Genomic DNA, 13,537 nt, shown 5'->3' with positions numbered 1-13,537 from the left:
TGCAAACCCTCCAGCAGAAATTCCAAACCGAGCTACTCTGAAATTCTGAAGACTAATGCAAAGCGTTTTGGAAATTTTGCCAATGGAAAAACATCAGAATATTTCCCGCAGAAGGTTCCTTAAGTTATCCGGCGGTGCCCTGGCGATTCTTCCGGTTAGCATAATCGCCACTGATCGGGCCAGCGCCCAAATCAAGGCGACCAAGGAATCGGTCAATTACCAGGACACACCGAAAGACGGTAAGAAGTGTGTGGACTGCCAGCTATTTACACCACCCAATGCCTGCATAGTGGTGGAGGGCGATATCAGCCCCGAGGGCTGGTGTAGCCTGTTTGTTCTCAAACAGGGCAATGCCACTTCAGACTAAGCCGGCACCCGCAGCTCACCGCGCAGCTTACTGACATCGGCGCGAGGCGGTAGGCCGAACATGCGGCTGTATTCACGGCTGAAATGGGAGGGGCTTTCGTAGCCCACCCGATAACTGGCGGAAGCTGCTTCCAACCCCTCTGAGAGCATCAGACGGCGAGCCTCGTGCAGACGCAGTTTCTTTTGGAACTGCAGTGGCGACATGCGGGTTATCTGCTTGAAGCTGTGATATAGGGAGGACTCGCTCATATTGGCTTGTTCAGCCAGATCGCTGATACGCAGGGGCTCGGAGAAGCGGTCTTTGAGCACCTCTATCACCCGCGATACCCGGTTAGCCTGGCTGTCCGCCATGGCAAACTTGCGCATGCGCGCACCGATCTCACCCATCAGAGCCCGATAGATAATCTCCCGCCTCGCCATGGGCGCCAGTATTTGCGCGTCTGTAGGATTTCCTGCCAAGTGCACTAAGCGGCTCACTGCATCGAGAATGCCCTGATCCATTTGTGTTACACAGAGGCCGCAGCTGACCTCCGGGCAGTCATAGCCCGCTTCAATGCCGGGAGCCTTATCTCCTAGCTCCAGGACCAGGTCTGCCACCTCTTTGGGGTCAATAATCAACTTTACCCCAAGAAAGGGGACATCCTTGGAGGCCCGCTCTACTCGCCCCAAAATCGGCAAATGTACAGAAGTTGCGACATAACTTAGGGGCATATAGGAAATTTCCCTATCCCCCAACTCCAGGGTTTTGTTGCCCTGGATAATAAAGTTCAGTGAAGGCGTATAGACTGACGAGGCACAGGCGAGCGGCTCATTGCAGCGAATCAAGGCCAAGCCATCCAGTGCAGTCTCCGTCAAGCCTTGCTCCGGTGCCTGGCGCATCAGGGTTTGGATCAGTTTTTGCCTGGTCGACTCCAATTCCGCCGGAATGACTTCTGCTACCGCTCTCTCTTCACTGCTCATAGTTTTTCCTCGCGCCCGCGTGCCCTGGGCGGCATCAAACAAGGTGGCTGACAGTATACGGAGTTTTAGGCAACTCTCGCAGGATTTTGCAGGATTGGGCAATTACTGTGCAGCAATAGATAACTTACCGTAATCTCCTACCGTATAAAGCCGTGATAAATTCATTAATGAATCACAAACCTAGTTATATATACAGTACTAATTGATTGACTTAAAGGTCTTTCTCAGACTGTCATCTCACTGAGAAAAATAGAAATAGGCAATCAGGCCATAGTTACCGGATACCGCCCCCCCATTGCGCCCTATTAAAGTTGCCTCCCAACTGAGAGGAGTGCCGAACGGCCCCTCTCTTCCGAAGCAAAGGGAGTACACGCGTTATGGTGAAGAAACTTACCTCCACACTGTTCGGCCTCTCCGCACTGGTCCTGGCTGGCTGCGGCAGCGAAGAGCCCACTGGGCAGCAACCGCCCCCTCCGGCCGTAGAAGTTGCCCAGGTTAGCACCGAGTCAACCACTTTGTGGCGCAGTTTTACTGGCCGCGTTGTCGCTCCGGAGACCGTCGAACTACGCCCCCGTGTCAGCGGGTATATCGACCAGGTATCTTTCACTGAAGGCGCCCTGGTAGAGCGAGGTGATGTGCTATTCACTATCGATCAGCGCCCCTACAAAGCCAAACTGCGTGCCGCTGAAGCGGATTTACAGCGGGTACGCAGCGAGCTGGCATTCAATGCGAAGCAGGCCCGCCGCGCCCAGCAGCTGCTCGACAGTAAAGCCATTTCGCGAGAAGAATACGACCGCCGCATCGCCGCGCGGGATGCCAAGCACGCAGCCCTGAATGCCGCCGAAGCCGCTGTGGAAAACGCGCGCCTCAACCTGCAATACACCGAGGTGACAGCCCCTATTAGTGGCCGTGTTAGCCGCGCCCAGATAACCCGCGGCAATCTGGCCAACGCGGATACAACCCTGCTGACCACCCTCGTGTCTGTAGATCCCATGTACGTGTATTTCGAAAGTGACGAGCAGACTTTTGCCGCCAGTCGCAATCTACTTAACAGCGATGCCAGGCCCCCAGTTCATATCGGCTTAGCAGGCGAACACGGCTACCCGCATAAAGGTCAGTTGGATTTTATCGACAACCGCCTCAACAGCCACACCGGCACTATCCAGTTCCGAGCTGTAGTCTCCAACCCCGAAGGCACATTTAAGCCAGGGCAGTTCGCCCGCGTGGAAATGCCTATCGAAGAAATGGCCCAGGCAGTACTGATCGATAGCAAGGCAGTACTCACCGACCAGGATCGCCGCTATGTCTATGTGGTCACGCAGGAGAACTTGACGGAACGTCGCCCGGTAGAATTGGGCCCGCGGCAGGGGGAGCGCACGGTAATCCGTAGCGGCCTTCAAACTGGCGAACGAATTGTAGTCAACGGCCTCCAGAAGATCTTCTTCCCCGGCATGCCGGTCGCACCCGAGATGATCGCCCAGCAGGGTCAAGGCAGTAGCGCTCAGGCCGCCGGACACTGAGCCTAGGTGTTTCCACTACTTTTGGACAACGAGTTTTGGGCACCGAACGCCCAACGAATCCTATCAATGGAATCCGAGCGGCCTGAAAGCCGCTTCCCAGGTAGCAGCGTATGAATTTTTCCCGTTTCTTTGTCGACAGGCCCATCTTTGCCTCGGTGCTGTCGATCATTATTTTTGTAGTGGGATTGATTAGCATCCCGTCATTACCAGTCAGTGAATATCCTGAGGTTGTACCGCCTAGCGTGCAAGTAAGTGCCCGCTACCCTGGTGCCAACCCCAAGACGATATCCGAAACTGTTGCCACACCACTGGAAGAAGCCATCAATGGTGTGGAAAACATGATCTACATGAAGTCGGTGGCCGGCAGTGACGGCACCCTCACTTTGAATGTCACTTTTAAACTGGGCACCGACCCAGACCAGGCCCAGGTTCAGGTACAAAACCGGGTATCCCAGGCACTACCCCGCCTACCGGAAGACGTACGCCGCCAGGGGGTAACCACGCAGAAGCAGTCGCCCAACCTGATGATGGCGGTGCATCTGATCTCTCCAGACGACAGCCTCGACGCCACCTATATTCGCAACTATGCGGTATTGCATATTCGCGATGAGCTGTCGCGTATTCCCGGTGTAGGCCTCGCCGCCGTCTTTGGCTCCGGGGACTATGCCATGCGCCTGTGGGTAGACCCGCAAAAAGCGGCGGCCCTGGGCGTGACTGCAGCGGATATCGTCAGCTCAGTGCGTGAGCAAAATGTGCAGGTGTCTGCCGGACAGATCGGCGCCTCGCCGATGCCCAATGGCTCTGATTTCCTGATCTCTATCAACGCCAAGGGCCGCCTGCAAAGCGAAGAAGAGTTTGGCAATGTGGTACTGAAGACCGGCAGCGATGGTGAAATTACCCGATTGCGTGACGTGGCGCGGGTTGAACTGGCCTCATCCCAAGACTCTCTACGCGCCTTACTAAACGGCCGCCAGGCGGTGGCCATTCCGATCTTCCAGTCCCCGGGCTCCAACTCCCTGGAAGTCTCCGCTGCAGTACGCGAGAAGATGGCGGAACTGGGAGAACAGTTCCCCGAAGGCCTGGAGTGGAAAGTTGCCTACGACCCAACCGTATTTGTCAGCACTTCCATCAGCTCTGTGATCAAGACCCTGCTTGAGGCGGTGTTACTGGTAGTGCTGGTGGTTATCCTGTTCCTGCAGACCTGGCGCGCCTCCCTGATTCCACTCCTGGCCGTGCCGGTATCCATTGTTGGTACCTTTGCGGTGCTACTGATGCTGGGCTTCTCGATCAACACCCTGACCCTGTTCGCCATGGTACTGGCCATCGGTATCGTGGTGGATGACGCCATCGTGGTGGTGGAAAACGTTGAGCGGAATATCGAGGAGGGACTGACACCTTTAGCCGCTGCCCACCAGGCCATGCGCGAGGTGAGCGGCCCAATTGTCGCCATCAGTTTGGTGCTCTGTGCAGTGTTTGTGCCCATGGCCTTCCTGGACGGCATCACCGGCCAGTTCTACCGCCAGTTCGCCACCACTATTGCCATCGCCACCATTATCTCCGCGATCAACTCCCTGACCCTGTCCCCGGCCCTGGCGGCTACCCTGCTGAAGCCGCACGGTGCCAAGCCGGATATGCCCGCGCGCATTATCAAGCGCCTGTTCGGCTGGTTATTCCGCCCGTTCAACCGCTTCTTCCAGCGCAACTCTGAACGCTACCAGCGGGTGGTGGGCCACAGCCTCAAACGCCGCGGTATCGTATTTGGGGTCTACCTGATATTGCTCGGCGGTACCTTCGCCCTGTTCCAACAGGTGCCCGGAGGCTTTATTCCGGTTCAGGATAAGACTTACCTGGTGGGCAGTATCCGCCTGCCGGAAGGAGCCTCCCTGGATCGCACTGAAGAAGTTGCGCGCCGCGTGAGTGAATTGGCTCTGGAAACAGAGGGCGTTGCCAACGCGGCGGCTTTTGTCGGCTTTAACGCCCTACAAGGCACCAATACCCCCAACGTGGGCACGGTATTTATCCTATTCGACGACTTCGATGTGCGCGAACGCAGTGCCACCGAAATCGCCGCGGAGCTAAACGGCAAGCTCTCCCAGATCAAGGAAGGCTTCGCCATGACCTTCATGCCACCACCCATCTTCGGGCTGGGCGCAGGCTCCGGTTACTCCCTCTATGTCCAGGACCGCCGTGGTGCCGGCTACGGTGAGCTGCAAAATGCCACCAATATGCTGGCTGGGGCCTTGAGCCAGGCCAGCGGCCTCAGCTATCCCTTCAGCTCCTACCAGGCCAATGTGCCGCAGATGGACGCCGAGGTAGACCGCCTGCAGGCCAAAGCCCAGGGCGTGCGTATGGACGACCTGTTCGGCACCTTGCAGCTGTATTTCGGCTCCATGTATATCAATGACTTCAACCTGTTCGGTCGCACCTACCAGGTGGTTGCCCAGGCAGATGCGCCTTTCCGCGATGAAGTGCAAGATCTCGACAATCTCTACACCCGCAATATGAATGGGGAAATGGTGCCCATCAGCACCATGGTGACCCTGCGCCAAAGCTACGGACCCGACCCGGTCATCCGTTACAACGGCTATCCCGCAGCCGATTTGATGGGGCAATCCGATCCCAGCATGCTGTCTTCCTCTGAAGCACTGGCGGCGGTTGAGCAGGTAGCCGACCAGGCCCTGCCTCCGGGTATGCAAATTCAATGGACCGACCTCAGCTTCCAGCAGGTTAACCAGGGCAACGCCGCTATGGTGGTATTTCCACTAGCAGTACTGCTGGTATTCCTAGTACTCGCCGCACTCTATGAGAGCTGGGTAATGCCGCTGGCGGTTATTCTGATCGTGCCCATGTGTCTGTTGGCTGCACTATTCGGTGTTTGGGCTACTGGCGGCGACAACAATGTATTTGTTCAGGTAGGGCTGGTTGTATTAATGGGGCTCGCCTGTAAAAACGCCATTCTGATTGTGGAATTTGCCCGCGAGCTGGAAATGGACGGCAAGGGTACCGTAGAGGCGGCGTTGGAAGCCTGCCGCCTGCGTTTGCGTCCAATCATTATGACTTCCGTAGCCTTTATTGCCGGCGTGGTGCCCCTGGTGCTAGCCAGTGGCGCCGGTGCCGAAGTGCGCAACGCCATGGGTATTACCGTATTTACCGGCATGATTGGCGTAACCCTGTTTGGCTTGTTCCTGACCCCAGTGTTTTATGTTGCGCTGCGCAAACTTGCCGGTGGCAGCTTGTCCAACACAACAAAAACTAATGAACCAGCACTAATTCAGGATTCAATGGAACAACCGGCGCATAGCTAGAAATAACCCCCAACTTCAAGCCCCCGCTGCGCTCTGCTCGGGGGCTTTTTTTTGCTATGGCTCTTCCTTTTTCCAGCGGGCACTGGGGAAAACCAATACATAAAGCCAGGTAAACAGACAGAGAGGCATGCAGAAAAAAATCACGATCACCCCCAGCAGCACACGCATAAAGTCACTGCCCTCTTCATGCTTTTCTGCGCGATCCCACAGATAAGACCGGTAGCAATGATCCGGTCCATCGATGGGGATAAAGGTAAAATTGATCACCCATTCCAAAATCCGCCAATAACGGCGTAAACGTGTCTCCTGCACCCGTGAAAAATAACCGCAACGACCAGAGATAGTGGCATCGGGATTACCTCCGGCAATAGCATTACCGAGCTGATCAATCGCGATGCAGACATTGATTATCCAGCTTCTTCTGGCGCCTCTCATTACACGCTCGTCTAATTAAAGGAAATCCGGCAAGCACTGCCACTCGCCAAGTAATGTATAGACGTATCGAGACAAGAGCAGCCCCCGAGTTGTACAGACCTGTCACTTCAGATAAAAGGGTCGGCTAGACTTCTCACAGGTGGCAAAGAAACCTTTGCCGGCTTAGAAAGTTGTAGGCGCAGGGGTTTCTCCTAAAAAATGTTGCATATCGCCACCATTGCCACCCACTCGGAAAGAATGTTTCCTGTACTCCAGGAATCCGCCAGACGCAATGGCGTATCACTTACCATTCTTGGGCGCGATCACCCCTGGAAAGACTTCTCATCCAAAATGGATATTTTGCTTCCTTTTTTTCAAACGCTACCTGAGGAGGACATAATCTGCTATCTCGACGGTTTCGACTCATTGATATTACCGTCAGTACGCCTGCTCGAAAAAAACTTTCACTCCTTTGGCAAAGATATTATTTTTTCCAATGACTACCGGCACGATGGTGTTCAAGGATATTTTGAAAAAAAATTCTTTCCTAACGAACATGTTTTTTCCACGGGAATATTTATTGGAAAAAATAAAGCGCTACAAAACCTATTCCAGGCAGCCCGCGGAATGTATCCCAATTACTGCGATGACCAGAAAATACTGCGGCGCTATTATGCGCATCACACTTGTGAGCAGGTGGATATAGATCACGAGGCCAAGTTATTTTATAACTTTGACATGGCCGATCCCAGTTACAACCTGCTCAATCAAGTGGACCATATTCAGGGAGGAAAAATTTACCTGCTCAACGGGCAGAGTCCCAGCATTATCTCCTTCCCCTGCAGCTGGTTCGCCATTGGTATCAAGAAAAACCTGCATATCCTGCTGGAAAAGCTGGGCTATGACTACTACCCCGAAGTGAATATCAAGGGCACACTTAACGGCTTAAAGTACTATATTGGAACTTCGATAAAAGAAAGCATTAAAACACTGCTGAAGTAACTCAACACTTTTGCCGCTTCCTATATTTTCACCCCTGCTTCACCCGGAGCAGTCACGAGCAATATCCATCAATAGAAGCTGTAACTCAATTCAAATGGTGAATAGGGCCCGGCACACCAATCGCCAGTATCCAATTGATAGCAAGGCACTCCCGCAGCAATGCAATTGTCCAGGTCACCCATATAGGGATCACAAACCAGGCAAAAGCGTGGGAATGCAGTCAGTTCATCGGGCGGAACGGGACTGTGCTTATAGGAATAATAAATTGCGGTGCCATTTAAATCCTGCCAAAAACCATCGGCACAGCCACCGAGCAGCTGCGCCACAATCAATGACAGTAAAACTTTACTCTTCATAGGAAATACAACGCCTTCCACCGGAAATATCAAAGCAACGGGCACTCTCAGGACAAATTGATCCGGGCGCCAATTCCTCAGAGTCACCGGGGCAACTGGAATGACTGGACCTGCGTGTTGAGGGAGCTGCGGGCATTGCTTGAGAGGGATATGCGCGATATTCCGCATGGCGGGGTATCGGCGCACTGGTTGGGTAGACCACCTGGTTGCGCGTATCCGGGGTACCGCAAGCTGGAAGCAGCAAGCTGGTACACAACGCGGCAATGGCTATAGGGAATTTTTTCATGGGCTTGCCTCCGTATCGGCACCACGCGAAACCTAATTCGCGTACTTCGGTAAATGATCGGACGGTGCAGCCACAACCTTGCGCACTACCTTCCCAGACTCGCAGCTCGGTGCTTAGTACACCCTCAGAACCGGGAAGAACCAGGCGGTGGAGTCGTACACCTGGTGAGTGCAATGCCCTTCACACTCATTATTAACAGGCAAGGCCTGAGCAGGCGATGAAACAATCGAGTCGGCTTCGACAAAGCCACCTTCCTGCCCGCTAGCCTGAGCCTCGAAAAAGAAAGGGTCTTCCCCTTCCACTTCCTCCGCGGGTAAGAATAAGCAACCCTGCACCGCCAGAGCCGCTACAAGCGGCAGAGCGAATTTCCTTGAAGGCCTCATGATCCGACACTCCACTTTCAGTGTTGCGCTGATAGCTGTCTTTCAAAAAAGTCTAGCCGGCGAGGATTATCCAGCCAGTTGGCGCCAGGTCATTTCTGCGTGCAATTCATTTTTATAAAGTTTTATACGCCATTTTAGATACTTTTGTGGGTAACTGGTTAAAAGTTTCTTCGCAGTAAGGCACCTACGAGTCCGTTCTGACTAAAAAAAGCAGAAAGAACTCACAACTTCTTAAAAGCCCAATGTCAGCTGAGTGACCCCCATAAAAAAAGCGGCCATAGGCCGCTTTTTGAGGGTTGTGCTGTAGCTTATGAATAGGCTATAGCAGCAGGCGCCGCACATCCGCAAGCACACTCACCAGGTAGGTCATAAAGCGTCCGGCATCGCCACCATTAACCGCGCGGTGGTCGTAAGAAAGCGCCAAAGGCAGCATCTGCCGCGGCTCGAAGTCCTCGCCGTTCCACACCGGCTTCACCGCCAACTTGGAAACACCGAGGATGCCCACTTCTGGCGAATTGACGATCGGGGTAAATCCGGTACCGCCAATAGCACCCAGGCTTGAGATGGTGAAACAGGCACCCTGCATCTCGTTGGGCTTCAGCTTGCCATCGCGGGCTTTCAGGGCCATTTCAGTGGCCTCGGCCGCCAGCTCGTACAAGCCTTTTTTATCCACATCGCGAATAACCGGCACCATCAAGCCTTTTGGCGTATCCACCGCCATACCCACATGTACATAGTCCTTGCGCACAATCTGCTCGCCATCATTGTGCAGGGACACATTGAAGCTGGGCTCTGCGCGCAGGGCCGCGGCTACCGCTTTCAGCAGGAAAGGCACAGGCGTGAGTTTCACACCGCGCTTTTCCGCCTCAGCCTTCATAGACTTGCGGAAGGTTTCCAGCTCGGTGATATCCGCATCATCAAACTGGGTGACATGAGGCACGTTGAGCCAGTTGCGCGACATATTGGCTGCGGTGATCTTGTGGATCTTGCTCATCGGCTCCACGTTCACCGGGCCAAACTGGCTGAAGTCGATATCCGGCATCTTGGCGATACCAATTCCACCGCCGACCGCACCGCTCTCGGCTTTCTTCACCTGCTCGCGGATATAATTGTGCAGATCGTCCTTGGAGACCCGGTTGCGCGGACCAGTGGGCTTCACCTTGCTCAAGGTAACACCCAACTCACGGGCCAATTTGCGTACGGCGGGACCGGCATAAACCTGGGCTGCGGCAGTGAGATTGCGCTCCAGTTGGTAATCTTTCTGCGGCACTGCCGGCGGCTCAACAGATAAAGGGGCCTGCTGTGGAGCACTCTCGACAGGCGCAGCAGCTGCCGGGACTGCGGCTTGAGCTGCCGGGGCGGCGGCACCGCCTGCGGCAACCACTTTCAATACACCGAGGGTATCGCCCGTGGAAACCTTATCGCCCTCTTTAACGGCGATAGAAACGACAGTACCGGCGCTGGGGGAAGGGACATCCATGGAGGCTTTATCGCCTTCCACCACAATCAGAGAATCACCCTCTTCGACGGTATCACCGGGTTGCACACTGATCTCGATCACATCAACCGCATCGGCACCGCCCAGGTCCGGGATCTGGATCGTTTCCTCTTTCGGCTCGCCGCTCGCTGCTGCCGCAGGGGCTTCAGCTACAGGCTCTGCCGCCGGCGCAGCTTCTTGCTTGGTGGGGACTGCAGCGGGCTCCTCTGCTGGTGCTTCCGCGGCATCGGTTTCGATCTCACCAATCACATCGCCTTCAGAGACCTTATCGCCCTCTTTTACGCTGATGCTGAGGATTTTACCGGCCACCGGGGCCGGCACATCCATGGAGGCCTTGTCGCCCTCCACCACAATCAGAGAATCCTCTTGCGCGACGGTATCACCGACGGCAACCGTAATTTCAATCACATCCACCTGATCGGCACCGCCGAGATCAGGCACTTTAATGACTTGTTTTGCCATAGGAGTTCTGCCTTCTCTTAGCTGATGCGCGGGTTAACTTTTTCGGCGTCGATATTGAGCTTCACGATCGCTTCGGACACTTCTTTCGCATCAATCACACCCTGCTTGGCCAATCCATTCAGAGCGGCAATCACCACATAGTTGCGATCCACCTCGAAGAAGCGACGCAACTGCTCGCGGCTGTCACTGCGGCCGAAACCATCAGTACCCAGGGTGGTCAAGTCCCCATCGATAAATTCACGCAGGGGCTCCACATAGGAACGGATGTAGTCAGTGGAGGCGATCACCGGTGAGGTATTGCCCTCAAACTGCTCGGTGATCCAGGCTTTGCGCAACTCGGCTTCCGGGTGCAGCATATTCCAACGCGCCACATCCTGGCCTTCGCGGGCCGCTTCCACAGCAGAGGTGAGGCTCCAGACATCGGAGGTCACGCCAAATTGATCGGCGAGGATATCCGCTGCTGCCAGCACTTCACGCAAAATTGTACCGCCACCGATCAACTGCACATGCTTCTTGGCAGTCTTGCCTTTGGCGCCTTTCTTGACGTTGGACTGAAGTTTGTAAATGCCGCGAATAATGCCCTCTTCCACGCCCTGGGGCATTTCCGGTTGCAGGTAGTTTTCATTCTCGATGGTGATGTAATAGAAGACATTCTTCTGCTCCTCGTACATCTCCTTGAGGCCCCGCTGCATAACCACAGCCAACTCGTAACCGTAGGCCGGATCGTAGCTGCGACAGTTGGGGATAGTGGAGGACAGTACATGGCTGTGACCATCCTGGTGCTGCAGGCCTTCACCATTCAAAGTGGTACGACCGGCGGTGGCACCAATCAGGAAGCCGCGCGCCTGCATATCGCCAGCGGCCCAGGCCAGATCGCCCACGCGCTGGAAGCCGAACATGGAGTAATAGATATAGAAAGGCACCATCGGCACGCCGTGGTTGCTATAGGCCGTAGCCAACGCCATCCAGGCAGACATGGCACCGGCTTCATTGATGCCCTCCTCCAGCACCTGGCCTTTCTTATCTTCCTTGTAATACATGATCTGGCCGTGATCCACCGGGGTATAGCGCTGCCCTTCAGAAGAGTAGATACCCAGCTGGCGGAACAGGCCTTCCATACCGAAGGTACGGGCTTCATCGGGCACAATCGGCGCGATGTTCTTGCCGATATTCTTGTCTTTCACCAGTGCGGCGATAGCGCGCACAAATGCCATGGTGGTGGAAATTTCGCGCTCGCCGGAGCCTTTGGTCAGCGCGCTGAAAGCATCGAGACCGGGCACTTCCAGTTTTGGGCACTCAATCGGGCGACGGGGAACCGGACCGCCCAGGGTCTTGCGGCGCTCCGCCATATATTTCATTTCCGGGCTATCCGGAGACGGACGGTAGTAAGGCACTTCTTCCAGCTCTTTATCGGTGAGCGGAATAGCAAAACGGTCGCGGAAGCGCTTAAGGGAATCCAGATCCAACTTCTTCACGGAGTGGGTATCCATCGCCGCTTCACCGGCGGAGCCCAGGCCGTAGCCTTTAACTGTTTGCGCCAGGATCACAGTGGGCTGGCCTTTGTGGGCCATGGCTGCCGCGTAAGCTGCGTAGACCTTGTAGGGGTCGTGGCCGCCGCGATTGAGCTTCATAATCTCATCGTCGGACATATCCTTGACCAGCTCCAGCAGCTCCGGGTACTTACCGAAGAAGTGTTCGCGGGTATAGGCGCCGCCGTTGGCCTTGAAGTTCTGCATCTCGCCATCGACCACTTCGTCCATGACTTTCTGCAGTAGCCCCTTGTCGTCTTTCTCCAGCAGCGGATCCCACAGGCGGCCCCAGAGTACTTTAACGACATTCCAGCCGGCACCGCGGAATACACCTTCCAGCTCCTGCACAATTTTACCGTTACCGCGCACCGGGCCATCCAGGCGCTGCAGGTTACAGTTAACCACGAACACCAGGTTTTCCAGTTGCTCACGGCCGGCCAGGGAAATGGCGCCCAGAGTTTCCGGCTCATCACATTCGCCGTCGCCAAGGAAAGCCCACACCTTGCGGTCACCGCGCGGTGACAAACCGCGGGCAGACATATAGCGCATAATATGCGCTTGATAAATTGCCTGAATCGGTCCCAGCCCCATGGAAACTGTGGGGAACTGCCAGTAATCCGGCATCAGCCAGGGGTGTGGATAAGAGGAGAGACCGTTGCCGTTCACTTCGCGGCGGAAGTTATCCAGCTGTTCTTCATCGAAGCGTCCTTCCAAGTAAGAACGGGCATAAATACCCGGCGCACTGTGCCCCTGGAAGAAAATCAGATCGCCGCGCTCTTCACCTTCATTGCCGCGGAAAAAGTAGTTAAAGCCCACATCGTAGAGTGTGGCGGCAGAGGAGAAACTGGAGATATGGCCGCCGAGGTGGTCGTTATTCTGGTTGGCACGCACCACCATCGCCAGGGCATTCCAGCGAATCAGGGAGCGAATACGGCGCTCCATAAATAGGTCGCCGGGCATGCGCTTTTCCGCATTGGGCGGAATGGTATTGCGGTAAGGGGTAGTGATAGCCGCGGGTAGCTGCACACCGACATCGGTAGCGCGATCAGACAGCTGCTTTAGAAGGAAGGCGGCGCGCTCTTTGCCGCTGTAGCGGATAACCGCCTGCAGCGCATCCAGCCATTCCTGCGTTTCGAGGTTATCGGTATCTTCGTGCATCAAATGCTCCTCGGCGAATTAGGCGACGTCAAGTCGGTCTATTTCTCAAAAATCGGTACGCGGGCAAACTACAGCGCAGGCGAAAAAATGCTTCCTTTTTTTCAGGCTTCCGCCAATTCACCGCCGTTGGTGGCGGAAATGCAATGTGTGAATCTTCACCCGATCGCGGCGGAGAGGAAAAGCGGCGCCAGTCTGTGCCGCGAGTGCTTAGTTTGACTGTAATTATCTGTTCCGGGCCCCACTCTAACGTGGCGGACAAAGCCCCATTCCCGGTTATTAGCGGAAGCGATTGTAGTAT

The 13,537-nt window shown here is 55.1% G+C and carries 12 protein-coding genes; 5 read left to right on the top strand and 7 right to left on the bottom strand.

Going from position 1 to position 13,537, the window contains the following annotated elements; all coding sequences use genetic code 11:
* The first annotated feature begins 82 nt into the window (after positions 1 to 82).
* On the top strand, positions 83 to 367 hold the full coding sequence (locus ACJJI0_RS19280; protein WP_444883830.1) for a hypothetical protein: 285 nt from the start codon (positions 83 to 85) through the stop codon (positions 365 to 367).
* Here ACJJI0_RS19280 and ACJJI0_RS19275 read toward each other — a convergent pair.
* Positions 364 to 1,326: an AraC family transcriptional regulator gene (locus ACJJI0_RS19275; protein WP_444883829.1), complete on the bottom strand. Its 963-nt coding sequence runs from the start codon at positions 1,324 to 1,326 to the stop codon at positions 364 to 366. The two genes, ACJJI0_RS19280 and ACJJI0_RS19275, sit on opposite strands and share 4 nt — an antisense overlap.
* 377 nt (positions 1,327 to 1,703) lie before the next feature.
* Between ACJJI0_RS19275 and ACJJI0_RS19270 the strand changes: the two genes are divergently transcribed.
* The gene (locus ACJJI0_RS19270; protein ID WP_444883828.1) at positions 1,704 to 2,846 is read left to right on the top strand and encodes an efflux RND transporter periplasmic adaptor subunit; all 1,143 of its coding nucleotides are present in this window, start codon (positions 1,704 to 1,706) and stop codon (positions 2,844 to 2,846) included.
* Positions 2,847 to 2,956: 110 nt separating this feature from the next.
* Positions 2,957 to 6,151 carry an efflux RND transporter permease subunit gene (locus tag ACJJI0_RS19265; RefSeq protein ID WP_444883827.1) on the top strand — a complete coding sequence of 1,065 codons (3,195 nt, stop codon included), beginning with the start codon at positions 2,957 to 2,959 and terminating at the stop codon, positions 6,149 to 6,151.
* 54 nt (positions 6,152 to 6,205) lie between these two features.
* On the opposite strand, the gene ACJJI0_RS19260 is transcribed toward ACJJI0_RS19265, so the two are convergent.
* Positions 6,206 to 6,586 (bottom strand): hypothetical protein, encoded by a 381-nt coding sequence (locus tag ACJJI0_RS19260; RefSeq protein ID WP_252084645.1) that lies wholly within the window; start codon positions 6,584 to 6,586, stop codon positions 6,206 to 6,208.
* Positions 6,587 to 6,784: 198 nt separating this feature from the next.
* On the opposite strand from ACJJI0_RS19260, the gene ACJJI0_RS19255 reads away from it, so the two are divergent.
* Positions 6,785 to 7,567: a glycosyltransferase domain-containing protein gene (locus ACJJI0_RS19255; protein ID WP_444883826.1), complete on the top strand. Its 783-nt coding sequence runs from the start codon at positions 6,785 to 6,787 to the stop codon at positions 7,565 to 7,567.
* Between the two features lie 68 nt (positions 7,568 to 7,635).
* Here the strand turns inward: ACJJI0_RS19255 and ACJJI0_RS19250 are convergent, their stop codons facing one another.
* The 5 genes from ACJJI0_RS19250 to aceE form a co-directional block, all read right to left on the bottom strand.
* Positions 7,636 to 7,923: a hypothetical protein gene (locus tag ACJJI0_RS19250; RefSeq protein WP_252084643.1), complete on the bottom strand. Its 288-nt coding sequence runs from the start codon at positions 7,921 to 7,923 to the stop codon at positions 7,636 to 7,638.
* Complete coding sequence (locus tag ACJJI0_RS19245; protein WP_444883825.1) at positions 7,913 to 8,209, bottom strand: hypothetical protein; 297 nt, start codon at positions 8,207 to 8,209, stop codon at positions 7,913 to 7,915. Before ACJJI0_RS19245 ends, ACJJI0_RS19250 begins: the two co-directional genes overlap by 11 nt.
* A 113-nt stretch (positions 8,210 to 8,322) precedes the next feature.
* A complete protein-coding gene (locus ACJJI0_RS19240) occupies positions 8,323 to 8,592 on the bottom strand; it encodes a hypothetical protein (RefSeq protein ID WP_444883824.1) in 270 nt (89 codons plus the stop codon).
* Positions 8,593 to 8,911: 319 nt separating this feature from the next.
* Entirely contained in the window at positions 8,912 to 10,552 is a 1,641-nt protein-coding gene (gene aceF / locus ACJJI0_RS19235) for a dihydrolipoyllysine-residue acetyltransferase (RefSeq protein WP_444883823.1), read from the bottom strand.
* A 17-nt stretch (positions 10,553 to 10,569) separates the two neighbouring features.
* On the bottom strand, positions 10,570 to 13,239 hold the full coding sequence (aceE, locus tag ACJJI0_RS19230; protein ID WP_252084639.1) for a pyruvate dehydrogenase (acetyl-transferring), homodimeric type: 2,670 nt from the start codon (positions 13,237 to 13,239) through the stop codon (positions 10,570 to 10,572).
* 3 nt (positions 13,240 to 13,242) lie between these two features.
* On the opposite strand from aceE, the gene ACJJI0_RS19225 reads away from it, so the two are divergent.
* Positions 13,243 to 13,455 carry a hypothetical protein gene (locus tag ACJJI0_RS19225; RefSeq protein ID WP_444883822.1) on the top strand — a complete coding sequence of 71 codons (213 nt, stop codon included), beginning with the start codon at positions 13,243 to 13,245 and terminating at the stop codon, positions 13,453 to 13,455.
* Positions 13,456 to 13,537 lie beyond the last annotated feature (82 nt).

The organism is Microbulbifer mixtoriginis (SeqCode) (assembly GCF_052466695.1).
This window is presented reverse-complemented; position numbering and strand designations above follow the sequence as displayed.